The organism is Teichococcus aerophilus, from assembly GCF_014490485.1.
GTDB lineage: Bacteria > Pseudomonadota > Alphaproteobacteria > Acetobacterales > Acetobacteraceae > Pseudoroseomonas > Pseudoroseomonas aerophila.
The window spans coordinates 1-25,744 of record NZ_JACTVA010000031.1 but is presented as its reverse complement, the minus strand read 5'-3'; the positions used below and the strand labels follow the sequence as shown (position 1 = coordinate 25,744).

Genomic DNA, 25,744 nt, shown 5'->3' with positions numbered 1-25,744 from the left:
TTTGAGGTTCTTCATGTCCGACACGCCGTCCCAGCCCAAGGCACCCGTTGCGGCCCGCGCGGCGAAAGCCGACCCCAACGACGTCGCCGCCCTCTCCTTCGAGGCAGCGCTGGCGGAGCTGGACGGCATCGTGAAGAAGCTGGAAGGCGGCCAGGCCAAGCTGGAAGAAGCCATCGCCGACTATGAGCGCGGCGCCGCGCTGCGCCGCCATTGCGAGGCCAAGCTGGCCGAGGCCGAGCAGAAGGTGCAGGCCATCGTCGCCGGCGGCACGCTGCGGGACCTGACGTGAGCCCCGCCGCCGCCACCCCCAGCCTCGGCAGCCTCTCCCCCCTCGTCGCCGCGCTGCGCGACGCGGCGGCGGAGATCGAGGAGACGCTGGACACCATGCTGCCGCCCGAGGAAGGGCCGGAAGCGCCGCTGGCCACCGCCATGCGCTACGCCACGCTGGGCGGCGGCAAGCGCATCCGGGGCTTCCTGGTGCTGGAATCCGCCCGCCCCTTCGGCGTCGCCCGCGCCAGCGCGCTCCGCGTCGCCGCCGCGATCGAGATGCTGCACGCCTACTCCCTGGTGCATGACGACCTGCCGGCGATGGATGACGACGACATCCGCCGCGGCAAGCCCACCACCCACAAAGCCTTCGGCGAGGCCACCGCCATCCTGGCCGGCGATGCGCTGCAGGCCCACGCCTTCGCCGTGCTGGCGGACGAGGACACCCATTCCGACGCCGCCGTGCGGATCGAGCTGGTGCGCCGCCTGGCCATCGCCGCCGGCCCGCGCGGCATGTGCGGCGGCCAGATGCTGGACATGCTGGCCGAGCACGGGGAGACCCCGCCCACTGAGGCCTCCATCGGCCGCCTGCAACTGCTCAAGACCGGCAAGCTGATCGAGTTCGCGGCCGAGGCCGGCGCCATCCTGGGCAAGGCGCCCGATCGCCAGCGCCACGCGCTCTGCGCCTATGGGCGCGACCTCGGCGCCGCCTTCCAGATCGCTGACGACGTGCTGGACGCGACCGCCACGGCCGAGGAAACCGGCAAGCGCACTGGCAAGGACGAGGACGCCGGCAAGGCCACCCTGGTCGGCCTGCTGGGGCTGGAACGCGCCCGTGCCCAGGCCGAAAGACTGGCCGAACAGGCGCGCGACCACCTCGACAGCCTGGGGGAGCGTGCCGATCTGTTACGCATGCTCGCCGATTACACCATCGCCCGGAGGTCCTGATGACCCAGTCTCCGACCTCCAATCGTCCGACGCCCAATCCCCCGGCCGCCAGTCCTCCGACCTCCAGTCCTGCGGCCGCCAGTACCCCGCCCGTAAACCCCGCCCCGGCCACGCCGATGCTGGACCGCGTGCGCGTGCCGGCGGACCTGAAGAACTTTTCCGCCGAGCAGCTGAAGCAGGTGGCGGCGGAATTGCGGGCGGAGACGGTGCACGCCGTCAGCCAGACCGGTGGCCACCTGGGCGCCAGCCTGGGCGTGGTGGAACTCACAGTGGCCATCCACGCGGTGTTCGACACGCCGAAGGACAAGCTGATCTGGGATGTCGGCCACCAGGCCTACCCCCACAAGATCCTCACCGGGCGGCGGGACCGCATCCGCACCCTGCGCCAGGGCGGCGGCCTCTCCGGCTTCACCCGGCGGTCCGAGAGCGAGTACGACCCCTTCGGCGCCGCGCACTCCTCCACCTCCATCTCCGCCGGCCTCGGCATGGCGGTGGCGCGGGACCTGCTGCGCAAGCCGGGCGAGAAGCGCGGCGACCAGAACGTCATCGCCGTGATCGGCGACGGCGCGATGAGCGCCGGCATGGCCTATGAGGCGATGAACAACGCCGGCGCCATGCGCTCCCGCCTCATCGTCGTGCTGAACGACAACGACATGTCCATCGCGCCGCCCGTCGGCGCCATGTCCTCCTACCTCTCGCGCCTGATCTCCTCGCGCCCCTTCCTGTCGCTGCGCGAAGTGATGGCCAAGGTGGCCCGCCGCTTCCCCGCGCCGCTGGAACGCGCCGCCCGCCGCGCCGACGAATTCGCCCGCGGCATGCTGACCGGCGGCACGCTGTTCGAGGAACTGGGCTTCTACTACGTGGGCCCGATCGACGGCCACAACATGGACCACCTGCTGCCGCTGCTGCGCAACCTGCGCGATGCCGAGGCCGGGCCGCCGGTGCTGCTGCACGTCGTCACCCAGAAGGGCAAGGGCTACGCCCCGGCCGAGGCCGCCAGCGACAAGTACCACGCCGTCGCCAAGTTCAACGTCGTCACCGGCGCGCAGAACAAGGCGCCCCCCGGCCCGCCGACTTACACGAATGTGTTCGCCAAGGCCCTGATCGCCGAGGCCGAGCGCGATGACCGCATCGTCGCCGTCACCGCCGCCATGCCCTCCGGCACCGGGCTGGACGCTTTCGCAAAACGCTTCCCGAAGCGCACCTTCGATGTCGGCATCGCCGAGCAGCACGCCGTCACCTTCGCCGCCGGCCTGGCGACCGAAGGCATCAAGCCCTTCGTGGCGATCTATTCGACCTTCCTGCAGCGCGCCTACGACCAGGTGGTGCACGACGTCGCGCTGCAGAACCTGCCGGTGCGCTTCGCGCTGGACCGCGCCGGGCTGGTGGGCGCGGACGGCGCCACCCATGCCGGCGCCTACGACATCGCCTATCTCGGCTGTATCCCGCAGATGGTGCTGATGGCGCCGTCGGATGAGGTGGAGCTGGCCCACATGGTCGCCACCTCCGCCGCCTTCGACGACGGCCCCATCGCCTTCCGCTTCCCGCGCGGGGAGGGCTTCGGCCATGCCGAGGTGCCCGCCCGCGGCACGCCCATCGAGATCGGCCGCGGCCGCGTGCTGCGCGAAGGCACCACCGTCGCCCTGCTCTCCTACGGCACCCGGCTTGAGGAATGCCTGCGCGCGGCGGAGGAACTGGCGGCGCGCGGCCTCTCCTGCACCGTCGCCGATGCCCGCTTCGCCAAGCCGCTGGATACCGCGCTGGTCGAGCGCCTGGCGCGGGAGCACGAGGTGCTAATCACGCTGGAGGAAGGCTCCGTCTGCGGCTTCGGCGGCCTGGTCATGCAGCACCTCGCCTGGAAGGGCGCGTTCGATTCCGGGCTCAAGTTCCGCCCGATGTGCCTGCCCGACACCTTCATCGACCACGAGACGCCCAAGGCGCAGTACGACGCCGCAGGCCTCTCCGCCCGCTCCATCGTCGCCAATGCCCTGGCCGCGCTGGGCGATGGCCGCGGCGCCGCCATCGCCCCGGCCCGGGCGTGAAGGGGAGGCGCGCATGAGCATGATCGTCTTCGAGCTGTGGCACTACCAGCTCGGCCCCGGCGTCGATGATGACGAGATCGACTGGGACGAGGTGAACGGCCTGCGCATCGGCCTGTTCTCTACCCAGGAGCTGGCTCAGGCCGCGCTCGATGCCCGGCGGGACAAGGAAGGCTTCATCGACTGGCCGGATGGCTGGCGCATCTGGGATTGCGAGCTGGACGAAGCCGGCTTCGAGGACGGCTTCCCCGGCTGGGAAGGCACCCCCGACCCCGCCACCCGCCCGAAGCTGCACTGACATGGCCAAGCTGCGCGCCGACCAGGCGCTGGTGGAGCGCGGGCTGGTGGAAACCCGCACCCGCGCCCAGGCCCTCATCATGGCCGGCAAGGTCTTCTCCAACACCAGGCGGGTGGACAAGCCCGGCCAGCCGGTGGCCGAGGACATGCCGCTGGAAGTGAAGGGCCAGGAACACCCCTGGGTCTCCCGCGGCGGTATGAAGCTCTCCCACGCGCTGGAGCACTTCGCCCTCTCCCCCGCAGGCCGCATCGCCGTCGATGTCGGGGCCTCCACCGGCGGCTTCACCGACGTGCTGCTGCACCATGGCGCCACCAAGGTCTACGCGGTGGATGTCGGCCACGGCCAACTCGCCTGGAAACTGCGCAGCGACGACCGCGTGGTGGTGCTGGAAAAAACCAATGCCCGCCGCCTGGACGCCACCCACATCCCCGAAGCCCCGGGCATCGTCGTCTGCGACGCCAGCTTCATCGGCCTGGCCACCGTGCTGCCCGCCGCCCTGGCCCTGGCCGCCCCCGGTGCCTGGGCCGTGGCACTGATCAAGCCACAATTCGAGGCCGGCCCGGACAAGGTCGGCAAAGGCGGCGTCGTCCGTGACCCGGCCGTCCACCAGGCCGTCTGCGACACCATCGAAGCGTGGTGGAAAACCCTGCCGGACTGGACCGTGCTCGGCATCGAGGCCAGCCCCATCCTGGGGCCGGAAGGCAACCGCGAATTCCTCATCGCAGCGCGGAAGGCCGGGGCGCCGGGCTGAAGGGAAGCGGGAAGGCCGGGGAAAGAATTCCCCGGACCCCTTCTTTCCTTTTTTCGAGTTTGCCGGCGTGGCTGTTGAAGCGGTGCGCTTGAGAGACTGCTGGGTTGGACCTCCGGCGACTGCGGGTTCAGCCCTCGTGGCCCATTATTGAAATCACCAAGCAGCGCCCGCTCTCAGTCCTGAGGCGCCACGCCAAACTCGCAGAAAAAAGAAGGGGTCCGGGGAATTCTTTCCCCGGCCTTCCGCTTCCACGATCCGCTTCGCCCATCAAAAAAGCGCAAAAAGCGCGACACCGCTCAAGGCAGTCTCACGTTGCGTATCGGATAGGGATGGAAGGTTTTTGCCTCAACCGCAGGCCTGCGTTCCACGCAGGCCGCGAGGCGGGAACACCCTGGCCGCTGAGGGGGCGGCCAGGGTGGAGGAGGTCAGTCGTTCAGGCGGCCACGGCCGTCTGCATCACGGGCTTGGCGGCACCGGAGATTTCGGAGAGCAGCTTCCACACCCGGTGCGGGTCCATCTGGACCTCCGGATCATTCAACAGCCGATCCAGCTCGATCAGCTTCGCTTCCATTTCACGTTCGGACATGGTGCCAAGGCCTCGGGTCGCATTGCGGTTGTGATGCAACGCAATAAGACCCTGGAAAGTGTCAGAACGATGAGACGATTCCGCCGATTCCCGATCACGACTTCGTGCAACCAAGCCGTAACATGAAGCTTCAGCTGCAGGAGGCGATGGCCGGTGCCAGCACCACGCACCCGGCGGCGGGGTGCACCGGGTTGCGGAAGCGCAGCTCGCCGCCTTCCACCGCGCCAGGCGGCTGGGCGCCGAACATCTCCAGCCGGGTGACGCAGGAAACGGCGGCCAGCGGCCGCCCGGCCCCGGTGGTGAAGAAGCGGCGGATGGCGCCTTCCATGTGCAGCGATTCCCGCAGGCGCTGCCATTCCTGCCGCTCCACATCCTCCAGGAATACCGAGAGGATGCCGGGCCGGCTGCCGGTCAGCCGTTGCCCGGCGGCGATGGCCAGCCGCCGCACCACGGCGTCGGGCACGGCGTTGCTCTGCCCGGCCTGGGCCGCCATCACGAACAGGCTGCCGGCCGAGGCATCGCCGGTCACCGCCAGGTGCGCATCCGGGCCGAACTGCGCGCGCAGCCGCCCCGGCAGGTCGCCGCGCGCGGCCATCTGGGCGCCGGCCAGCACCAGCGGGTCCAGCTTCAGCACGGCGGCGGCCGAGGCATCCTGCCGCTTCTCGGCCTCCAGCAGGGCGGAGACGCGGCGCTGCAGCTCCGCCAGCTGCTCCGGCCCCTGAATGCCTTCCGGCAGGGTCATCTTCAGCAGGTAGCGGCCAGGATGCGCCGCCAGCCAGGTTTGCAGGCCGGGGTTGATGCCGTCCATCAGCGCGCACCAGTCGCCCCGCAGCACCGGGCGGCCTTCCTCGGCCGAGACGGTCTCGCAGGCCAGTTCGGCCTCCACGCCGTCGCGCAGCAGCAGCAGGTCGTGCGGGGTGCCGTCGGTCAGGCCGGTGAAGCGCACCTCGAAGCCGCGGGCACGCTGGCGCGCGGCTTCCCGCAACAAGTGGAACAGCGGGATCAGCGTGGCCTCGCCGGTCAGGCCTTGCAGCAATTGGGCCCGCAACCGCTCCCGCGGCTCGGCGGGCAGGGTGTCGGAAAGCGCCACGGCATCCCGCGCCAGGCCCAGCAACACCCGCTCGGCCACCCCTGGCGGCTTGCCATGCGCCTCGGGCTTCGCCAGGCGGGAGAGGATCAGCTCCAGCGCGTGCCGCTGCTGCGCGGCCCGCCCGCGCCAGGAGGTCGGCCGCGCCCGCCGGGCCAGATCCGCCATCCGTTCCGACCACACGGTCTCACCCGCCAGGGCCAGGAAGGCCAGCGTGGCATCGGATCGCACTTCGTCGGAAACAGGCTGAAACTGGGACATGGCGTTTCTCTGCAAAGCGGTGAGCTTCGTTTCACTCGCGAAAGCTAGCGCGAGTGGCCACCCAGTGGTTGCGGATTCAAAAACTGAGCCTGGAGAATTTCTCGTCAGGGTTGCTTGCGCTCACGATTTCGTTAGGCGAATATTAGTAACAAACCGTTACATCGAGCGTCCCGTGACCCGAACATTCCGCCGAGCCACCGCCGCACTCCTGTCGGCTACCATGCTCACCGCCTGCGTCAATCCCAATGAACTCGCCATGCAGATCGGCAAGCCGCCAGAGCAGGCCGCACAAATCCGCGAGGCCGAGACGCGGCGCCTGCAGGGTGACGAAGCCACTCTGCTCGCCGAGGCCACACAGGTGATGCAGGACCTGGGCTACACCGTCAGCGAATCCTCCGCCGGCGCTGGTGTCCTCGCCGGCACCAAGTCCCGCGATGCGACTGAGGCCGGCCAGGTGGCCGGTGCCATCGTGATGGCGGTGCTGTTCGGCGCGGCCAACGCCCGGTGGGACACCGATCAGATGATCCGCCTGACGGTGACGACCTGGCCCGAAGGCAGCGCTGTGCCGTTGCCCCCAGGCGCCGCCCCACGGACCGTGGCCATGCGCGTCTCGTTCGAGCGCCTGATCGGCGACAACCGCGGCATGGTGCGCCACGAGGCCCTCAACGCGCCCGAACTGCAGCGCGAATTCTTCGAGAAGCTGGGCCAAAGCCTCGCAGCGCAGGGGAGCGCGGTATGAGCTCGCGTATCGCGCGGGCCCTCCGCCTGCCTGCCCTCTCCCTGATCGCCCTGCTGGGCGCCTGCGCTGTCGGGCAAGCCGACAGGCCCGTCATCGCCAGCACCCGCAGCGCGGTCGAATTGCGGGACATCCAGTCCCGGACCTTTGACACACCGGACCAGAATCGGGTCCTGCGCGCTTCGATCGCTACCCTGCAGGACCACGGCTACGCCATCACCCGGGTCTCGCCCGAAGCCGGTACCGTCACGGCGGTGAAGGCGGGCCGCCTGCGCATGACCGCCTCGGCCTACCCGCGCGGCAACAGCCAAACCGTGGTGCGCGCCAACGCGCTGGTGCCGGTCCCCAAGGGCGACGCCCAGGTGGATGACGCCCTCTTTTACCGCAGCCTGTTCTTCGAGCCGCTCTCCCGCACCCTCGCACTGGACGCCATGGCTGCGCCCGCGCGGGAGGAGGAGGCACCGATGCCCGTGGTGCCCCCTGCCGAATCCCTGACCGCACGCCAGGAGCCTGCCGCGCCATGACCATCATGTCCTCCCGCTTCCTCGCTCTGCTGCTGGGCGGCGCCCTGCTGGCCGGTTGCTCCTCGGCGGCGGACCACGCTGCCGACGTGGCACGCGGCCAGGAGGCCGGCAGCCGCCTGACCGTCGGCACCGTCCAGCGCGAGATCCGCATCGGCATGACCAACGCCGAAGTGGTGGAAGTCCTCGGCTCCCCCAACGTCGTCACGACGGACGAGCAGCGGCGCGAGAACTGGGTCTACGACCGGATCGCGACCCAGACCGTGCGCAGCGGCAGCTCGGGCGGCGTGAACGCCCTGTTCCTCGCCGGTGTCAGCGGCGGTGCCAGCGCGGCCAGCACCAGCCAGCGGACCCTGACCGTCATCATCCGCTATGACGCCCAAGGCAGGGTGCGGGATTTCGCCTACCGCTCCAGCAGCTTCTGATGCGGCATCAGGCGCCCCGCCGCGCCCTGCTGGCCTTTCCGCTGATCCTGCTGGGCGCCTGCCAGCAGGATCGTGCTGCCCTGCACGGGGGCGCCATGGCGGCATCCAGCGGCGCACTCGCCCTGCGCAAGCTGCAGTCGCGCCGCTTCGAGACGCGGGACGAACCGCTGGTCCTCCAGGCGGCCGCCGGCGTCATGCAGGATCTGGGCTTCACCATCGATGACGCCCGCGCCGGCGCTGGCCTGATCGTTGCGTCGAAGGAGCGCGATGCGGTGGAGGCACAGCAAGTGGCCGGCCAGATGCTGCTGGTCCTGCTGGCGGCCCTGGCCCGCACGCAGCACCAGGCGGTGTGGGAGCGGGACCAGCGCATCCGCGCCGCCATCGTCGTCACCGCGGGCGGGGACGCGGCCAGTACCCTGGCCCGGATTACCTTCCAGCGGGTGGTGACGAACACCAACAACCAGGTCTCCCGCGTGGAGACCATCGAGGACCCGCAGATCTACCGCGCCTTCTTCGACGCTCTTTCCCAATCGGTCTTCCTGGAAGCCAACGAAATATGAGCCCGCGACCCTGCGCCCTGCTGGTCCTCCTGGCCCTGGCCGGCTGCCAGACGGATTCGCGCCAGCAGATCCTGGCCACCAGCCGCAGCCAGGTGGAGATGCGGTCGATCTCCACCCGTGCGTTCGATACGCCGGACAGGCTGCGCGTCCTCCGCGCTTCCCTCGCCGCCTTACAGGATCTGGGCTTCGTCATCGACCGGGCGGATGACACGCTGGGCACCATCAGTGCCACCAAGCTGCAAGGCTATGTCCTGCGCCTGACCGTGACGGTCCGTCCGCGCGGCGCGCGGCAGACCGTCGTACGCGTCAGCGGCCAGTATAATATGGAGGAAATGGCGGATGCCGAACCCTTCCGCCATTTCTTCGAGGCGCTGGAGCAGGCGCTGTTCCTGAACGCTCAGGCGATCGACTAGAACGTGATAGCGTGAGGTAGAACCACCGAAAGCCTGAATCACGCGACCAAACAAAGGCATAGAGCATGCTGTGTGAACGGATGTGAACGCGGCATGCTCTAGGCCTCATCGGCACCGACTTGAACGGCGGCAGAAGGCTGAGGCATGCATTCCAGGCCCTCTCGCGATGTTCGCGGATAACGGGCACCCCTCGGTTTCTCCAGCCCAGCCGGAGTGTTCCGAAGGTCCATGGCCTTGGACGATGTCGGGCACATCAGGCAGAGTGCCAGTTCAGCAAGAACCTCAAACCGCAGAAAAAAAGAAGGGGGTACAGGGGAATTCTTTCCCCTGGCCTTCGTTGTCCCGAATGCCGGTTGGCGCTCGGAACGCGCCCCGTCACTCCATCGCACGCCAAGGCGGAGCTTCCGCCCCCGCCTCAGTTCCGCGGCAGCCGGGGCCGCGTCGGTGCATCCGGGTTCTGCGCCCGGTGGCGCAGCAGGTGGTCCGCCAGCACGCAGGCCAGCATCGCCTCGCCCACCGGCACCGCCCGCAGGCCGACGCAGGGGTCGTGGCGGCCCTTGGTCAGCACGTCCACCTCATGCCCGAACCGGTCCACCGACTGGCGCGGCGTCAGGATGGAGGAGGTCGGCTTCACCACGAACCGCGCCACCACCGGCTGCCCGGTGGAAATCCCGCCCAGGATGCCGCCGGCGTGGTTGGAGAGGAACTCGACCTCCCCATCCGGCCCCATCCGCATCTCGTCGGCATTCTGTTCGCCGGTCAGCGCGGCGCTGGCGAAACCCTCGCCGATCTCGACCGCCTTCACCGCGTTGATGCTCATCAGCGCGCCGGCGATATCGGCATCCAGCTTGGCATAGAGCGGCGCACCCAGCCCCACCGGCACGCCCTCCGCCACCACCTCGATGATGGCGCCCAGGCTGCTGCCGGATTTGCGGGTGGCGGCCAGCAACTCCTCCCACCGGTCGACCGAGCTCGGGTCGGGGCAGAAGAACGGATTCTGCTCCAACTGGGCAAAGTCGAACCGCGCACGGTCGATCCGGTCGGCCCCCATCTGCACCATGGCGCCGCGCACCCGCACGCCATCCCCCAGCACCTTGCGGGCAATGGCCCCGGCGGCCACGCGGATCGCCGTCTCCCGCGCGCTGGAACGCCCGCCGCCGCGATAATCCCGCACGCCATATTTCAGGTGGTACGCCAGGTCCGCATGGCCGGGGCGGAAGGTGTTGGCGATGTCGCCGTAATCCTTGCTGCGCTGGTCCTGGTTCTCGATCATGAAGGCGATCGGCGTGCCGGTCGTCAGCCCCTCGAACACGCCGGAGAGGATGCGGACCTGGTCCGGCTCCTGCCGCTGCGTCACGTACTTGGACTGGCCCGGCCGGCGGCGGTCCAGGAACGGCTGGATATCGGCCTCGCCGAGCGACAACCCGGCCGGGCAGCCATCGACCACACCGCCAATCGCCGGCCCATGGCTCTCGCCCCAGCTGGTGACGCGGAACAGATGGCCGAAGCTGTTGTGAGACATGGACACCCCGCAGAAAGAATAATCGTTCTGCCTTATGCGCGAAGCGGGGGATGCTGTCAGGCCCCATGCGGGCGGGGGCAGGGCCAGGGCGGCGGCGGCGGAAGCAAGGCCGGGAAAGAATTTCCCGGACCCCTAACTTCTTTTTTCGAGTTTGGCGGCACGCCTCAGGACTGGGAGCGGATGCCACATTGATATCTAAAATGGGCCACGCGAGCTGAACCCACAGTCGCCGGAGGTCATAGACCTCTGGCGCACTCCGGCCTTGGTCCCAAACCAGCCTATCCCCTCAACAGCCACCCGGCGAAAACTCGAAAAAAGAAAAGAAGGCGTCCGGGGAATTCTTTCCCCGGCCTTCAAACCTGGACTCTGGCGAGAACCCCTTTCTCCCCCGTAGCCCACCACTACCCCCGACATCCGGACTGCCAGAACCCGGAAGAGGGCAGGGCGCCTTACCCCACCCCCGCCCGCTTCCGCACCGTCCCCCGCACATGCCGGAACGGTAACACCGACGGGTCCGCGATCACCGGCCCCGGTGCCGCCGCGATGATGATGCACTCCGCGATCGGCGCGTAATCCGCCCGGAAATGGACCGAGGATTTCAACGCCACGATGCGGCAATCGGCCGGCTCCACTCCCAGGTGGCGCAGGATGGCCTGGTCGTAGGCCTGGGTCTTGCGGCTGGCGACCATGACGCGGATGCCAGGCTCGAACTCCACCAGCGCGCAGGAGCCCAGATTGGCGGTGTTGCCCTGGCCCATCGGCCCGGTCAGCGGGAAGTGGCCATCGCCCAGCGCCACCACCCGGGCCGTGGCGTCGAACGGCACGCCGTCGGACTTGCCGCCAAGCGAAAGCGCCAGGCTGCCACCCAGCCCCGCCGCGTGGCAGGCGGCGGCGGATTCGGCATCGTTGATCAGGCAGAGCACGGCGCCGCTGGCCCCCTGCGCCACCAGCTCGGCCAGCAGGCCGGTGGTGTCAGCATGGCCGCCGCCGCCCGGGTTGTCCTGCGTATCGGCCAGGATCACGGGGCGGCTGGCACCCTCGGCCGCCCGCAGCGCCGCCGCCACCGCCTCGGCGGCCGGGATGGCATCGGGGCGGAAATCGTCCTCATGCGCCTGCAGCCAGGTGATGAACGCGTCCACCGCCGCCTCCGCCTGCGCGGCGCTGTCCGCGTGGCACGACACGGCGGCCCCGCAATCGGCGAAATCTGCATAGGGAAAGCCGAAACAGAAGCCCAACTCGGCCACGCCGTGCCGGGCGGCCATCGCCTCCCGCGCCGCCATGGCCGCCTGCATCGGCCCGGCCATGGTGCACTGGGCGCTCAGGGTGAACCAATAGTCCAACTGCCGGAACGCGGTGGCGAAGGGCGCGCCGCGCGCCACCCTTTGCAGCAGCAGCGCCGCCGCCCGCGCCCCGGTCTCTCTTTTGTCGATATGCGGGTAGGTCAGGTACGGCACCACGCCATCCGTCAGATCCACCATGGCGGCGGTCAAATTGGCATGCGGGTCCAGGCTGATCACCACCGGCACATCCGGGCCCAGAATGGCGCGCACCCGCCGCAGCAACTCCCCCTCCGCATCCGGGAAAGTGTCGGTCAGCGCCGCACCGTGAAGGTCCAGATACACGCCATCCAGCGCCCCATCCTCCAGCGCCACGGACAGGTCGGCACACAGCATGGCGGCAATCCGCTCGAACGCCTCGTCCTGGATCGGCCCGGCCGGCATGCCCAGGCACCACAGCAACGGCACCAGCGTGGCCCCCGCCTGCCGCAACGGCGGCAAAGCCCCCGCCAATGCGGTCGAAGACCCCTCGATCGCCGGAAACAACGCCGCCCCGCGTGACAGCGGCGGAAAACCGCCAGGCTTCAGGAAGTCGCCGTAGACGGTGGGCCGTGGCGCGAAGGAATGAGTCTCATGCTGGAAGCCACCGGCCGCGATCCGCAATGTCATGCTGGTCCCCCACCGGGACGCACGCCCGGCCCCTCGAAGCTGGCAGCCAATCGCGAATAAAAACAGAGTGGTGGCTGCCGGAAGACATAACGATGCGGGACGGGGGCAGGGGTGGCAAGCCGTTCTCTGGAGGTTAGGCAAGGCAAGGCCGGGGAAAGAATTTCCCGGACCCCTTCTTTTTTTCTGCGAGTTTGGTCGAGCGCCTCAAAGTGAAAGCGGACGCTTCTTGATGATTTTAACTATGGGCCACAAGGGCTGAACCGTCAGTCGCCGGAGGTCCTAGACCTCCGGCGCACCCAGCCGTCTCCCACGCCCAACGCCCCCAACAGCCGCACCCAAGAAACTCGAAAAAAGAAAAGAAGGGGCCCGGGGAATTCCTTCCCCGGCCTTCTCCCTGCCACCCCCCTCCAGCGCCGCCCCCGGCAACAAAATGTCTCCGCACGCCCTTGGGACACCTTTCACCAAGATGAGCGGTTGTCCTGCGCCGACCAAAACCACATCCTAGGGCCATGCGTCGTCGCCATTTGATCACCTCCGGTTTCCTTCTCGCCAGCGGTGCCACGGGCCTGGCCCGGGCACAGGTGCCGGCCGCGCCACCGCCTGCCGCCGCCCCGCCGGTGGCCGATGCTGCGCCGGCCGTGGTGCCGCCGCGGCGCACGCATGCGCTGTCCCTGCTGGGCGAGCCGTCTTTGCCGGCGGACTTCCCCAACTGGCCCTGGGTGAACCCGGCCGCGCCGAAGGGGGGAGAGATGGCCCAGGCCGCCATCGGCAGCTTCGACAGCCTGAACGCCTTCATTCTGCGCGGTTCGCCGGCAGTGGGCACGGCGCGCATCTACGACACGCTGCTCGCCCCCAGCCCGGACGAGGCCAGCACCGAATATGCCCACCTGGCCAAGGCGATGGAGATCCCCGCCGACCGCAAAGGCATCGTGTTCGAGCTGAATGAGAAGGCCCGCTGGCACGACGGCAAGCCCGTCACGGCCGAGGACGCGGTCTGGACCTTCAACACCCTGCGGGAAAAGGGCCGGCCGTTCTTCCGCGCCTATTGGGGCGATGTGGCGGAGGTGGTGGCCGAGGGCCCGCACCGCCTGGTGTTCCGCTTCTCCACCGACGGCAACCGGGAGCTGGGGCTGATCCTCGGCCAGATGCCGGTGCTGCCGAAGCATTTCTGGGAGGGCAAGGACTTCGCCCAGCCCAGCCTGGACGTGCCGCTCGGCTCCGGCCCCTACAAGGTGGAGCGGTTCGAGCCGGGGCGCAGCATCACCTACCGCCGCGTGGCCGATTACTGGGGGCGGGACCTGCCCACCATGAAGGGCACCAACAACGTCGATACGCTGCGCTACGAGTATTTCCGCGACGGTACCGTGGCGCTGGAAGCCTTCAAGGCCGGCCAGGTGGATTTCCGGCAGGAGAACGTGGCGAAGGACTGGGCCACCGCCTACGACTTCCCCGCCTTCCGCCGCGGCCTGGTGAAGCGGGAGGAAATCCCGCACGAGCTGCCGACCGGCATGCAGGGCTTCGCCATGAACGCCCGCCGCCCGCTGTTCCAGGACCGCCGGGTGCGCGAGGCCCTGGGCCTGATGTTCGACTTCGAGTGGATGAACGCCAACCTCTTCTACGGCAGCTACACCCGCACAACGTCCTACTTCTCCAATTCCGAGCTCGCCTCCTCCGGCCTGCCGTCGGAGGGAGAACTGCTGATCCTCTCCGCCTTCCGTGGCCGCGTGCCGGACGAGCTGTTCACCACCGAATACCGCGTCCCCGTCTCGGACGGCACGAATGCGGGGCGGGAGAATGCGCGCAAGGCGCTGGCGCTGCTGCAGGCGGCGGGCTGGACAGTGAAGGAGCGCAAGCTGGTCAACGCCCAGAACCAGCCCTTCAGCTTCGAGATCCTGCTGAACAGCCCGACCTTCGAGCGTGTGGCGCTGCCCTACGCCCAGGCCCTGCAACGCCTGGGCATCGAGGCCCGCACCCGCACCGTCGATGCCGCCCAGTACCAGAAGCGCACCGACGAATACGATTTCGACATGACGGTGGACCTGATCCCGCAGAGCCTCTCCCCCGGCAACGAGCAGCGGGATTTCTTCAGCAGCGAGAAGGCCAAGGAACCCGGCAGCCGCAACCTGATCGGCGTCTCCGACCCCGTGGTGGACGCGCTGGTGGAGCTGGTGGTCGCGGCGCCGGACCGCCAGGCGCTGATCGACCGCTGCCGGGCGCTGGACCGTGTGCTGCTGTGGGGCTTCTACATGGTGCCGCACTGGCACAGCCGCACCTTCCGCGTCGCCTGGTGGGACAAGTTCGGCAAGCCGGAGCGCAACCCGCGCTACGGGCTGGACCTCGCCAGCTGGTGGGTGGAGCCGGACCGGGCCCGCGCCCTGCCGGCCGACCGTAGCGTGGCGCCGTAGCACCCGCGTGGGAGCCTATCTTCTCCGTCGCCTGGCCCTGCTGGTGCCGACCCTGTTCGGCATCATCCTGATCAACTTCGCCATCGTGCAATTCGCCCCCGGTGGCCCGGTGGAACAGATGCTGGCGGAACTGCGCGGCCAGGGCGGCAGCGCCATCGGCCGCATCGCCAATGATGGCGGCGGCGAAGTCCGCACCCCTTCCGGCGGCGATTCCAGCGGCCCCGCCGGCAACTACCGCGGCGCCCGTGGCCTGGACCCGGCGGTGGTGGCGGAGATCGAGCGCACCTTCGGCTTCGACAAACCCGCCCATGTCCGCTTCTTCGAGATGCTGAAGGGCTACCTGACCTTCGATTTCGGCCGCAGCCTGTTCCAGGGCCGCCCGGTGCTGGACCTGCTGCTGGAGAAGATGCCTGTCTCTATCAGCCTCGGCCTGTGGTCGACGCTGCTGATCTACTTCATCTCCATCCCCCTCGGCATCGCCAAGGCGGTTCGGGACGGCTCGCGCTTCGACTTCTGGTCCTCCGCCGTCGTGCTGGTCGGCTACGCGGTGCCGGGCTTCCTCTTCGCCATCTTGCTGGTGGTGCTGTTCGCCGGCGGCTCCTTCCTGCAAATCTTCCCGCTGCGCGGCCTCGCCAGTTCCGGCGCCGCCGACTGGCCCTTCTGGCAACGGGCGCTGGACTACGCCTGGCACATGGTGCTGCCGACCACGGCACTGGTCATCGGCGGCTTCGCCAGCCTGACCATGCTGACGAAGAACAGCTTCATGGACGAGATCGGCAAGCAATACGTGCTCTCCGCCCGCGCCAAGGGCGCCAGCGAAAGCCGCGTGCTCTACGGCCATGTCTTCCGCAACGCCATGCTGCTCATCATCGCCGGCTTCCCCGCCGCCTTCATCGGCATCCTCTTCACCGGCGCGCTGCTGGTGGAGATCGTCTTCTCGCTGGACGGGCTCGGCCTGCTCGGCTTCGAAAGCGCCATCCGGCGGGACTACCCGGTGATGTTCGGCACCCTCTACATCTTCACCCTCCTCGGCCTCGTCATGCAGATCGTCGGCGACGTCACCTACACTCTCATCGACCCGCGCATCGATTTCGAGGCGCGCCGCTGATGTCGCCCATCCTGCGCCGCCGCCTGCAGAACTTCCGCGCCAACCGCCGGGGCTGGATCTCCCTCTGGGTCTTCGCGCTGCTGTTCGTGCTCACCCTCGGCGCCGAGCTCGTCGCCAATGACCGCCCGATCGTCGCCAAGGTCGATGGCCGCTGGTTCTTCCCCGTCCTCACCGACTACGCCGAAAGCGACATCATCCCCGACGGCTTCCCCACCGAAGCCGTCTGGCGCGATGCCGAACTGCGCAAGGAGGTCGAGGAACGTGGCTGGGCCATCTGGCCCGCCGTCCCCTACCGGTTCGATACCATCATCCGCGACCTCGGCCAGCCCGCGCCCTCGCCCCCCTCCTGGCGCAACCCGCTCGGCACCGATGACCAGTCGCGGGATGTCCTGGCCCGCATCATCTGGGGCTTCCGCATCTCCGTCCTGTTCGGCTTCGCGCTCACCCTCGTCAGCTCCGTCATCGGCATCCTCGCCGGTGCGGTGCAGGGCTATTACGGCGGCTGGGTCGATCTCGGCTTCCAGCGCTTCATCGAGATCTGGTCGGGGATGCCGCAGCTCTTCCTGCTCATCATCCTCTCCTCCATCATCGAGCCCGGCTTCTGGACGCTCCTCGTCTTCCTCCTCCTCTTCTCCTGGATGTCGCTCACCGGCGTCGTCCGCGCCGAATTCCTGCGCGGCCGCAACCTGGATTACGTGCGCGCCGCCAAGGCCCTCGGCGTCGCCGATTCCCGCCTGATGCTGCGCCACATCCTGCCCAACGCCATGGTGGCCACGCTCACCTTCCTGCCCTTCCTGCTCTCCGGCTCCGTCACCATCCTCGCCTCGCTGGATTTCCTTGGCTTCGGCCTGCCCCCCGGCTCGCCCTCGCTCGGCGAACTGGTGAACCAGGGCAAGAACAACCTCCAGGCCCCCTGGCTCGGCCTCACCGCCTTCGTCGTCCTCGGCGGCGTCCTCACCCTGCTGATCTTCGTCGGCGAAGCCGTCCGCGACGCCTTCGACCCGCGCAAACTTCCGGGGGGGAGCCGGTGAAGAATCCAGGCAAGGTTGGGGGAATGAATTCCCCCAAGCCCCCTTCTTTTTTCTGCGAGTTTTCCGTGGGTGCTTCCCGGGAACACCTCGCCCCAGTTCCGACGCCTGGGTGCGCCGAGGGACTTAGTCCCTCGGCGACTGACGGTGCAGCCCGCGTGGCCTTATTGATTCAATCAGCTCCACCACCCGGCACCGCCCCGCACCACCTCGGGGCCATCCCCAAGCTCGCAAAAGAAAGATGGGGGGTCTGGGGGGAATTCATTCCCCCCGGCCTTCTCCTTCCTACCCCAGGGCTCGCCATCCCATGAGTGCCCTCCTCGACGTCCAGAACCTCACCGTCGCCTTCCGTGGCCAGTCCGTGGTGCGGGATGTCTCCTTCGCCGTGCAGCCCGGCCAGACCGTGGCGCTGGTGGGGGAATCCGGCTCCGGCAAATCCGTCACCGCCCTGTCCTGCCTGCGGCTGCTCGGCCCCGGCGGCGCCAACCCGGCCGGCAGCATCACCCTGGATGGGGTGGAGGTGCTGCAGGCCACACCGGCCGAATTGCAGCGCCTGCGCGGCGGCACCGCCGGCATGGTGTTCCAGGAGCCGATGACCTCGCTCAACCCCCTGCACAGCATCGGGCGCCAGGTGGGGGAGGCGGTGCAACTGCACCAGAAGCTGCGCGGCACCGCCCTGCGCGCGCGGGTGATCGCGCTGCTGGAACGCGCCGGGCTGCCGGACCCGGCAAAGCGGCTGGATGCCTTCCCGCACCAGCTCTCCGGTGGCCAGCGGCAGCGGGTGATGATCGCCGCCGCCCTGGCCAACGATCCGAAGCTGCTGATCGCCGATGAGCCGACCACGGCGCTGGACGTCACCATCCAGGCGCAGATCCTGGAGTTGCTGGACCAGCTGAAGCGCCAGTTGAACATGGCGATGCTGTTGATCACCCACGATCTGTCGATCGTGCGCCGCCATGCCGACCATGTCGTGGTCATGCGCCACGGCACCGTGGTGGAACAAGGTCCGGCTGCGGAAATCCTGGGCAACCCCCAGCACGAATACACGAAGATGCTGCTGGCGACCGAGCCGCGCGGGCGGCCGGAGCCGGTGCCACCGGACGCTCCGGTGGTGCTGGAAGCCGAGCAGATCAAAGTCCACTTCCCCATCCGCCGCGGCTTGTTCCGCCGCCAGGTGGGCGAGGTCCGCGCCGTCGATGGCGTCTCCCTGGATCTGCGGGAAGGCGAGACGCTGGGCCTGGTGGGGGAGAGCGGCTCCGGCAAGACCACCCTCGGCCTCTCCCTGCTGCAACTCGAACGCTGCGAAGGCCTCGTGCGCTTCGAAGGGCAGCCGATCCAGGGCCTCTCCCGCACCGCCCTGCGCCCGCTGCGCTCCCGCATGCAGGTGGTGTTCCAGGACCCCTACGGCTCGCTCTCCCCGCGCATGAGTGTGGCGGAGATCGTGGGGGAGGGCCTCGCCGTCCATGCGGCGGAACTGACCCGGGCGCAGCGCGACGCCAAGGTGCGCGCGGCGCTGGAGGAAGTAGGCCTCGACCCCGCGACGGCCGAGCGCTACCCGCACGAATTCAGCGGCGGCCAGCGCCAGCGCGTCGCCATCGCCCGCGCCCTGGTGCTGAACCCCCGCCTGCTGGTGCTGGATGAGCCGACCAGCGCGCTGGATGTCTCGGTCCAGGCCCAGGTGGTGGAGCTGCTGCGCGGTTTGCAGGCGCGGCACCGGCTGGCCTATCTGTTCATCAGCCATGACCTGCGGGTGGTGCGCGCCATGGCGCACCGGATCATGGTGCTGAAGGGTGGAAAAGTGGTTGAAAGTGGCGATGCCGAAACGGTGCTGCGCGCCCCGCGCGAGGCTTATACCCAGGCGCTGATGCGCGCGGCGTTCGACGCATGACGGAGCTGGAAGCGCTGCGTGGCATGATCGACCGGGGGGAGGTGCAGCTCGGCGTGCACATCCGCAAGATGAACAGCCCCGGCTCCCCGGTCTACCGGCAGATGGAGAACGTGCTGCCGCTGACCGGCCTGCTGATCGCCAGCCTGCTGGGCATCTGGCTGATCCATTTCTATGTCGGCGCGGCCATCCTGATGGCAGGCACCATCGCCTGGATGATCAAGGTGCAGCCCCGCATCAAGGCCGGCGTCTTCGAACGCAGCGCCGCCCTGGCGCTGGAGAGCGAGCTGAACTTCGACGCGCTCTGGGCCAAGGATGCCCTGACCCTCTACGCCAAGCTGCCGGACGGTACCGAACGCGCCGCCGCCCGCAAGCACGACTGGCGCGCCTTCGTGCGTGGCATGCCGGGTAGCGGCTTCGGTGCCTGAAGGCGAGGAAGGCCGGGGGAAAGAATTCCCCCGGATCCCCATCTTCTTTTTTCGAGTTTTCGGGGGGCTTGTGGAACGGTTGGTCTGATCTGAGACCCGGCCGGTTCGCGCCGGAGGTCTAGGACCTCCGGCGACTGACGGTTCAGCCCGCGTGGCCATTATTAAAATCATCAGAAGCGTCCACTTTCAGCCCTGAAGCGTCACGCCAGACTCGCAGAAAAAAAGATGGGGCCTGGGGAATTCTTTCCCCAGCCTTCCTTCTCTCCCGCCCCCCCCCGTCACCCCACCCGAAACCGCGCCACCGTCACGCTGTCCTCTTCCAGCGCCACGCCGATCGCGGCGCGCCCGGCCTCGCTCCGGGTCAGCGCCACCACTTCCTTGAACCACGGCGCGTCGCCGCGCATCCGCGCCAGGAACAGCCGGTCGAGCGCGATGGCCACCGGGTTGCGCGGCTGGCAACAGGCGCAGCCGATCGGGTGCGCCGTCGCCACGGGCGTCGCGTAGCGTTCCACCCTGGCATGTCCGGCGGGCAGGGGGGCGCCATCCTCGGCCAGCACCACCGCGCCCGGCGGGGCTTCGGCGGCGTCGTCCAGCAGGCGGACAGGGGTGCGGGCATCCAGGGACCACGTCATGATGCTAGACATAAAGAACTCTTTATGTCATCCGCAAGCCCATGGAGCCCCTGCTCAACCAATTGCGCGCCGCGGCCGAGCCCACCCGCCTGCGCCTGCTCGCTTTGTGCGGGCGGGGCGCCTTCTGCGTGAGCGAGCTCTGCGCCATCCTCGGCCAGTCCCAGCCGCGCTTGTCCCGCCACCTGAAGCTGCTGGTGGAAGCCGGGCTGCTGGAACGACTGCCGGAAGGCGCCAACGTCTACTTCCAGCTGGCCCATGATGCGGAGATGACGCGGCAGATCCTGGCCCGCCTGCCGGAGGACGATGCCACCATCGCCGCCGACCGCCGCGCCAGCGCCCGCATCGCCGCCGAACGCGCCCGCGTCGCCAGCGAGAGCTTCCGCCGGGACGGCGCCGATTGGGACGAGATGCGCGCCCTCGGCCTGCCGGCCCCCGCCATCGAGGCCGCGTTGGTGAAATTCCTGCCGAAGCGCCTCGGCCGCGCCGTCGATATCGGCACCGGCACCGGCAAGCTGCTGGACGTGCTGGCCCCCCGGGCCGAGGCCGCGCTGGGCCTCGATGCCAGCCGGGAGATGCTGGCCCTGGCCCGCGCCCGCCTGGCCGAGCGCGGCATGGCCAATGCCAGCGTCCGCCTGGCCGACATGTACCGCCTGCCGCTGCCGGATGGCGCCTTCGACCTCGCCACCCTGCAGATGGTGCTGCACTACGCCGAGGACCCCCAGGCCGCGCTGGCGGAAGCCGCCCGCGTGCTGAAGCCCGAGGGCCTGCTGGTGGTCATCGACCTCGCCCCGCATGAGCGCGGCGAATTGCTGACCGGCCTGGCGCATCGCTGGCCGGGCTTCGACGACGCGGCGCTCGCCGGCTGGCTCGGTGCCGCCGGCTGCGCGCCGCTGCCGCCGGTGGAGATCGCGGGGCCGCTGGCCGTGCGGCTCTGGCCGGCCCGCCGGCTGGTCACGCCGGTTGCCGCCCTCCCCGAACACTCCCTGAATTTCTGAAGGAAGGCCCTGCCGCATGGCCCGTCCCCACCTGCTCGATGCCCTGCGCGACCGCGTTCTGCTGTGCGATGGCGGCATGGGCAGCCGCGTTCAGGCGCTGACCCTGGAAATCGAGAAGGATTTCTGGGGTAAGGAGAACTGCACCGAGGTCCTCAACCTCTCCCGCCCCGAGCTCGTGCGGGAAATCCACCGCGGCTACTACGAAGCCGGGTCGGACATGGTGCTGACCAACTCCTTCGGCGGCTCGCCCATCACGCTGGAAGAGTTCGAGCTGGGCAGCCGCGCTTTTGAAATCAACAAGCTCTCCGTCGAACTGGCCCGCGAGGCGGCGGAGAGCTTCGCCGATGGCCGCGACCGCTGGGTCATCGGCGATATCGGCCCCGGCACCAAGCTGCCGACGCTCGGCCATATCGACTACGACACGCTGGAAGCCGCGCTCGTCCTGCAGTGCGAGGGGCTGATCGCCGGCGGCGCCGATGCGCTGCTGACCGAGACCAACCAGGACACGCTGTTCATCAAGGCGGCCGTCAACGCCGCCAAGATCGCCAAGGCGCGCGCCAACAGCGATATCCCGATCTTCGTGCAGGTGACGGTGGAGACCACCGGCACGCTGCTGGTGGGCAGCGACATCGCCGCCGCCGCCACCGCCATCCACGCGCTGGACGTGCCGCTGATCGGCCTGAACTGCGCCACCGGCCCGCAGGAGATGGCCGAGCATGTCCGCTGGCTCTCCAAGAACTGGCCCGGCCTGCTCTCCTGCCAGCCCAATGCCGGCCTGCCGGAGCTGGTGGACGGCAAGACCCACTACCCGCTCGGCGCCGAGGAAATGGCCAGCTGGATGCAGCGCTTCGTCGAGGAAGACGGGCTGAACCTCATCGGCGGCTGCTGCGGCACATCCATCCCGCACATCCAGGGCCTGGATGCCATGCTGCGCAAGATCGCCGGCAACAAGTACCGCCCGGCGCCGGCGCAGCGGCAGTTCCACTGGGTCCCTTCCGTCGCCAGCCTCTATGGCCAGGTCTCCCTGCGGCAGGAGAACAGCTACTTCTCCATCGGCGAGCGCTGCAACGCCAACGGCTCCAAGCTGTGGCGCGAACGCCAGGCCGAGCATGACTGGGATGCCTGCGTCTCCATCGGCCGCGAGCAGGTGGGGGAGGGCTCCAACTCGCTCGACATCTGCACCGCCTTCGTCGGCCGCGACGAGACGCTGGAGATGAACGAGGTCGTCCGCCGCTTCACCGGCAGCGTCAACGCGCCCCTGGTGATCGACAGCACCGAGACCCCCGTCCTCGAATCCGCCCTGAAGCTGCATGGCGGCAAGCCCATCATCAACTCGATCAACTTCGAGGACGGCGAGGGCCATGCGACCGAACGCATGAAGCTCGCCAAGAAGTTCGGCACCGCCGTCATCGCCCTGACCATCGACGAGGTCGGCATGGCGAAGACGCCGGAGGACAAGCTCCGCATCGCCGAGCGGCTGGTCGATTTCGCCTGCAACAAGCACGGCTTGCCGCAGAGCGATTTGATGATCGACCCGCTGACCTTCACCATCGCCACGGGCAACGAGGACGACCGCAAGCTCGGCCAGTGGACGCTGGAAGGCATCCGCATGATCCGGGACAAGTTCCCGGACATCCAGATCATCCTCGGCCTGTCCAACATCTCCTTCGGCCTCAACCCGGCCTCCCGCCACGTGCTGAACAGCGTGTTCCTGGACCACGCGGTGAAGGCAGGCATGACCGGCGCCATCGTCCACGTCTCCAAAATCAAGCCGCTGCACTCCATCCCGGCCGAGGAAGTGAAGGTCGCCGAAGACCTGATTTTCGACCGCCGCAGCGAGGGCTACGACCCGCTGCAGAAGCTGCTGGAAATGTTCGCCGGCCGCAAAGCCGCCGATTCCGCCAAGAAGGTGAAGGCCGAGACGGTCGAGGGCCGCCTGAAGGACCGCATCGTCGACGGTGACCGCAAGGGCCTGGACGACGAGCTGGCCGACGCCATGGCCAAGGGCATCAAGCCGCTGGACATCATCAATGGCATCCTGCTCGAAGGCATGAAGGTCGTGGGCGAGCTGTTCGGCGCCGGCAAGATGCAGCTCCCCTTCGTGCTCCAGTCCGCCGAGACGATGAAGGCCGCCGTCGCCTATCTCGAACCGCACATGGAGAAGATCGAGGGGCAGGAGAAGGGCACCATCGTCCTCGCCACCGTGCGCGGGGACGTGCACGACATCGGCAAGAACCTCGTCGACATCATCCTCACCAACAACGGCTACAAGGTCATCAACCTCGGCATCAAGGTGCCGCTGGCCGACATGATGGTCGCGGTGCGCGAGCACAAGGCGCACGCCATCGGCATGTCCGGCCTGCTGGTGAAATCCACCGTGGTGATGAAGGAAAACCTCGAGGAAATGTCCCGCCAGGGGCTGGAGGTCCCGGTCCTGCTCGGCGGCGCCGCGCTGACCCGTAACTTCGTCGAGGACGATTGCGTCAACGCATACGCCTCCGGCCGCGTCGCCTATGCGCGCGATGCCTTCGACGGCCTGCACCTGATGGACCGCGTCATGGGCAGCGATTTCGACGGCTATCTCGGCACGCTGCAGCAGAAGCGCGCCGGCAAGTCCCGCAACACCACCCGCGTCCTCGGCACCGCCGACCCGCGCGGCTTCGCGCCCGTGGACCTGAACTACGCGCAGGAACGCCGCCGCCGCCTGACCGCCGACGAGCCCGTGCCGACCCCGCCCTTCTGGGGCAGCCGCGTCCTGCACAGCGACCCGAAGGCCGTGGTGCCCTTCGTCAACGAGCGCTCGCTCTACCAGTTCCAGTGGGGCTTCCGGAAACAAGGCCGCAGCCTGGAAGACTTCATCGGCTGGGCCAAGCAGGAACTCCGCCCCGTCCTCCGCCGCATGCTGACGCTGTCGGAGGAGCAAAAGATCCTCAGCCCGCAGGCCATCTACGGCTACTGGAAATGCGCCGGCCAGGGCAACGACGTCATCCTGTTCGAGGAAGACGGCATCACCGAAGCCTGCCGCTTCACCCTGCCGCGCCAGCCCAAGGAAGACGGCGACTGCATCGCCGACTTCATCCGCGACATCGATGACGGGCCGGAGAAGCGCGACGTCATCGGCCTGCAGGTTGTCACCGTCGGCCAGAAGGCCAGCGACCTGGCGCGCGAGTGGTTCGAAGCCAACCGCTACCAGGACTACCTCTACCTGCACGGCCTCTCGGTCGAGATGGCCGAAGCCATGGCCGAATACGTCCACAAGCGCATCCGCGCCGAGCTGGGCTACGCCGGCGACGACGACCGGGACATGGAGAAGATGCTGGCCCAGAGCTACCGCGGCGGCCGCTACTCCTTCGGCTACCCCGCCTGCCCGCGGCTGGAAGACCAGGAACCGCTGCTGAAGCTGCTGAACTCGGACCGCATCGGCGTCTCCATCAGCGACGAATGGCAGCTGCACCCGGAACAATCCACCAGCGCCATCGTCCTGCACCACCCGCGCGCCAAGTACTTCTCGGTCTGAGGCGGGGGGAGGGGAAGGCTGGGGGAAGGAATTCCCCCAGGCCCCCATCTTCTTTTTGTTCTGTTCAAGATCGGGCTCGGGGCCGGAGGCATGCGCCAGATGGCGAAGCCTGTTTGAATCAAATTGGCCGCACGGGCTGGGGCGTCAGTCGCAGGCCCCCGGCGCGCCCCCAAGAGACCACCCGCTCCACCAGCCACCCAACTCACAGAAAAAAGAAGGGGTCCGGGGAATTCTTTCCCCGGCCTTCACCCCAACCCCGTCACCCTCAAACGGGGCAGGGCAGCGCGATCCCCGCTTCTATCGGCGTGGATCACGCTCTAGGAAGGCCCCGGCACAACACAGGGCAGCTTCTGGGTGACGGACCGGGCGACACGATTGGCAGCGGGCAGCGTCGGCATCGCGGTGACGGTGCTGGGCCTGAAGGCGGCTGCCTGGTGGCTCACCGGCAGCGTCGCCCTGATGGCCGATGCGCTGGAATCCGTGGTCAACGTCGCCGCCGCCCTGGCCGCGCTGGTGGCCATCTCGCTCTCCGCCGCGCCGCCGGATGCCAACCACCCCTACGGCCACGCCAAGGCCGAGTATTTCTCGGCGGTGCTGGAAGGCGCGCTGATCATCGTCGCCGCGCTGCTGATCCTCAGCGAGGCCTGGGGCGCCTTCGCCAACCCCCACGTGCCGGACCTGCCCTGGGTCGGCCTCGCCATCTCCGTCGGCGCCACCACCGTCAACGCCGCCTGGGCGGTGATGCTGCGGCGGGAAGGCCGACGCCTGCGCTCCCCGGCCCTGCTGGCCGATTCCCGCCACCTGATGGCCGATGTCGTCACCTCCATCGGCGTCGTCGCCGGCGTCTCCATCGTCGCCCTCACCGGCCTGCTGTGGTTCGACCCGCTGCTGGCGGCGCTGACCGCGGTGAACATCCTGTTCTCCGGCTGGCAGCTGCTGCGCGAAAGCGTCGGCGGACTGATGGACGAGGCGGTGGAACCCTCCCTCCTCGCCCGCATCCGCAGTCTGATGTCGCAGGAAGGGGAGGGCGCGCTGGAGATGCACGACCTCCGCACCCGCCATTCCGGCCGCACCACCTTCGTCGAGTTCCACCTGGTCGTGCCCGGCGGCATGACGGTGAGCGAGGCGCACGAGATCTGCGACCGGATCGAGGCCGCGCTGAAGGCCGAACTCGGCAGCGCCATCATCACCATCCATGTGGAGCCCGAGGTGAAGGCCAAGCACCAGGGCGTGCTGGTGCTGTGACGCCGCCGGCGCCGCGCGGGCCGGAGGCCTGGCTGCGCCCGGCGGCCGCGGTGCTGGCCGTGCTGCTGCATGCCGGCGTGGCCGCCACCCTGCTCTGGCCCACCGAGCCCGCGCCGCCCCCCACCTTCGAATCCGTCCCCC

Annotated in this window: 23 protein-coding genes; 18 read left to right on the top strand and 5 right to left on the bottom strand. The window is 68.7% G+C overall.

The genetic code is table 11. The annotated features are described in order from the left end of the window. Positions 1–13: 13 nt before the first annotated feature. The 5 genes from IBL26_RS16100 to IBL26_RS16080 all read left to right on the top strand — a co-directional run bounded on the left by IBL26_RS16100 (position 14) and on the right by IBL26_RS16080 (position 4,303). On the top strand, positions 14–289 hold the full coding sequence (locus IBL26_RS16100) for an exodeoxyribonuclease VII small subunit (RefSeq protein ID WP_187785528.1): 276 nt from the start codon (positions 14–16) through the stop codon (positions 287–289). Next, the gene (locus tag IBL26_RS16095; RefSeq protein WP_408901939.1) at positions 286–1,215 is read left to right on the top strand and encodes a polyprenyl synthetase family protein; all 930 of its coding nucleotides are present in this window, start codon (positions 286–288) and stop codon (positions 1,213–1,215) included. The genes IBL26_RS16100 and IBL26_RS16095 overlap by 4 nt, the downstream gene beginning before the upstream one ends. A 116-nt stretch (positions 1,216–1,331) precedes the next feature. After that, positions 1,332–3,257 carry a 1-deoxy-D-xylulose-5-phosphate synthase gene (gene dxs, locus IBL26_RS16090; RefSeq protein ID WP_187785527.1) on the top strand — a complete coding sequence of 642 codons (1,926 nt, stop codon included), beginning with the start codon at positions 1,332–1,334 and terminating at the stop codon, positions 3,255–3,257. A 13-nt stretch (positions 3,258–3,270) separates the two neighbouring features. Continuing rightward, the gene (locus IBL26_RS16085; protein ID WP_187785526.1) at positions 3,271–3,552 is read left to right on the top strand and encodes a hypothetical protein; all 282 of its coding nucleotides are present in this window, start codon (positions 3,271–3,273) and stop codon (positions 3,550–3,552) included. Between the two features lies 1 nt (position 3,553). After that, the gene (locus IBL26_RS16080) at positions 3,554–4,303 is read left to right on the top strand and encodes a TlyA family RNA methyltransferase (RefSeq protein ID WP_187785525.1); all 750 of its coding nucleotides are present in this window, start codon (positions 3,554–3,556) and stop codon (positions 4,301–4,303) included. A 433-nt stretch (positions 4,304–4,736) separates the two neighbouring features. On the opposite strand, the gene IBL26_RS16075 is transcribed toward IBL26_RS16080, so the two are convergent. After that, positions 4,737–4,889 carry a peptide chain release factor 1 gene (locus IBL26_RS16075; protein ID WP_187785524.1) on the bottom strand — a complete coding sequence of 51 codons (153 nt, stop codon included), beginning with the start codon at positions 4,887–4,889 and terminating at the stop codon, positions 4,737–4,739. 130 nt (positions 4,890–5,019) lie between these two features. Further along, entirely contained in the window at positions 5,020–6,237 is a 1,218-nt protein-coding gene (locus IBL26_RS16070) for a hypothetical protein (protein ID WP_187785523.1), read from the bottom strand. A 256-nt stretch (positions 6,238–6,493) separates the two neighbouring features. Here IBL26_RS16070 and IBL26_RS16065 point away from each other — a divergent pair, with 256 nt between their 5' ends. From IBL26_RS16065 to IBL26_RS16045, 5 genes are read left to right on the top strand one after another with little or no spacing between them, the layout of a single operon-like run. Next, on the top strand, positions 6,494–6,976 hold the full coding sequence (locus IBL26_RS16065) for a hypothetical protein (RefSeq protein WP_187785522.1): 483 nt from the start codon (positions 6,494–6,496) through the stop codon (positions 6,974–6,976). Next, positions 6,973–7,497, top strand: coding sequence for a hypothetical protein (locus tag IBL26_RS16060; RefSeq protein WP_187785521.1), 525 nt, complete (start codon positions 6,973–6,975; stop codon positions 7,495–7,497). The genes IBL26_RS16065 and IBL26_RS16060 overlap by 4 nt, the downstream gene beginning before the upstream one ends. Continuing rightward, positions 7,494–7,919 (top strand): hypothetical protein, encoded by a 426-nt coding sequence (locus IBL26_RS16055; protein ID WP_241749448.1) that lies wholly within the window; start codon positions 7,494–7,496, stop codon positions 7,917–7,919. The genes IBL26_RS16060 and IBL26_RS16055 overlap by 4 nt, the downstream gene beginning before the upstream one ends. Continuing rightward, the gene (locus IBL26_RS16050) at positions 7,919–8,479 is read left to right on the top strand and encodes a hypothetical protein (RefSeq protein ID WP_187785520.1); all 561 of its coding nucleotides are present in this window, start codon (positions 7,919–7,921) and stop codon (positions 8,477–8,479) included. The genes IBL26_RS16055 and IBL26_RS16050 overlap by 1 nt, the downstream gene beginning before the upstream one ends. Further along, a complete protein-coding gene (locus IBL26_RS16045; RefSeq protein ID WP_187785519.1) occupies positions 8,476–8,892 on the top strand; it encodes a hypothetical protein in 417 nt (138 codons plus the stop codon). The genes IBL26_RS16050 and IBL26_RS16045 overlap by 4 nt, the downstream gene beginning before the upstream one ends. A gap of 415 nt (positions 8,893–9,307) precedes the next feature. On the opposite strand, the gene aroC is transcribed toward IBL26_RS16045, so the two are convergent. Beyond that, positions 9,308–10,414: a chorismate synthase gene (gene aroC / locus IBL26_RS16040; RefSeq protein WP_187785518.1), complete on the bottom strand. Its 1,107-nt coding sequence runs from the start codon at positions 10,412–10,414 to the stop codon at positions 9,308–9,310. A 449-nt stretch (positions 10,415–10,863) separates the two neighbouring features. Further along, complete coding sequence (locus IBL26_RS16035; RefSeq protein ID WP_187785517.1) at positions 10,864–12,360, bottom strand: M81 family metallopeptidase; 1,497 nt, start codon at positions 12,358–12,360, stop codon at positions 10,864–10,866. Between the two features lie 509 nt (positions 12,361–12,869). Between IBL26_RS16035 and IBL26_RS16030 the strand changes: the two genes are divergently transcribed. The 5 genes from IBL26_RS16030 to IBL26_RS16010 all read left to right on the top strand — a co-directional run bounded on the left by IBL26_RS16030 (position 12,870) and on the right by IBL26_RS16010 (position 19,214). Beyond that, positions 12,870–14,765 carry an extracellular solute-binding protein gene (locus IBL26_RS16030; protein WP_187785516.1) on the top strand — a complete coding sequence of 632 codons (1,896 nt, stop codon included), beginning with the start codon at positions 12,870–12,872 and terminating at the stop codon, positions 14,763–14,765. 7 nt (positions 14,766–14,772) lie between these two features. Beyond that, positions 14,773–15,873: a microcin C ABC transporter permease YejB gene (locus tag IBL26_RS16025; protein ID WP_187785515.1), complete on the top strand. Its 1,101-nt coding sequence runs from the start codon at positions 14,773–14,775 to the stop codon at positions 15,871–15,873. Continuing rightward, positions 15,873–16,904: an ABC transporter permease gene (locus IBL26_RS16020; RefSeq protein WP_187785514.1), complete on the top strand. Its 1,032-nt coding sequence runs from the start codon at positions 15,873–15,875 to the stop codon at positions 16,902–16,904. Before IBL26_RS16025 ends, IBL26_RS16020 begins: the two co-directional genes overlap by 1 nt. Before the next feature lie 304 nt (positions 16,905–17,208). Next, on the top strand, positions 17,209–18,789 hold the full coding sequence (locus IBL26_RS16015) for an ABC transporter ATP-binding protein (protein WP_187785513.1): 1,581 nt from the start codon (positions 17,209–17,211) through the stop codon (positions 18,787–18,789). After that, positions 18,786–19,214: a hypothetical protein gene (locus IBL26_RS16010; RefSeq protein ID WP_187785512.1), complete on the top strand. Its 429-nt coding sequence runs from the start codon at positions 18,786–18,788 to the stop codon at positions 19,212–19,214. Before IBL26_RS16015 ends, IBL26_RS16010 begins: the two co-directional genes overlap by 4 nt. Positions 19,215–19,492: 278 nt before the next feature. Here IBL26_RS16010 and IBL26_RS16005 read toward each other — a convergent pair whose 3' ends face one another. Next, positions 19,493–19,858, bottom strand: a complete 366-nt coding sequence (locus IBL26_RS16005) for a hypothetical protein (protein WP_187785511.1) — start codon at positions 19,856–19,858, stop codon at positions 19,493–19,495. 29 nt (positions 19,859–19,887) lie between these two features. Between IBL26_RS16005 and IBL26_RS16000 the strand changes: the two genes are divergently transcribed. The 3 genes from IBL26_RS16000 (at position 19,888) to IBL26_RS15990 (ending at position 25,603) form a co-directional block, all read left to right on the top strand. Beyond that, positions 19,888–20,841 (top strand): ArsR/SmtB family transcription factor, encoded by a 954-nt coding sequence (locus IBL26_RS16000; RefSeq protein WP_187785510.1) that lies wholly within the window; start codon positions 19,888–19,890, stop codon positions 20,839–20,841. 16 nt (positions 20,842–20,857) lie between these two features. Next, positions 20,858–24,358: a methionine synthase gene (gene metH / locus IBL26_RS15995; RefSeq protein WP_187785509.1), complete on the top strand. Its 3,501-nt coding sequence runs from the start codon at positions 20,858–20,860 to the stop codon at positions 24,356–24,358. A 354-nt stretch (positions 24,359–24,712) separates the two neighbouring features. Next, positions 24,713–25,603, top strand: coding sequence for a cation diffusion facilitator family transporter (locus IBL26_RS15990; protein WP_187785508.1), 891 nt, complete (start codon positions 24,713–24,715; stop codon positions 25,601–25,603). The last annotated feature ends 141 nt before the right edge of the window (positions 25,604–25,744 follow it).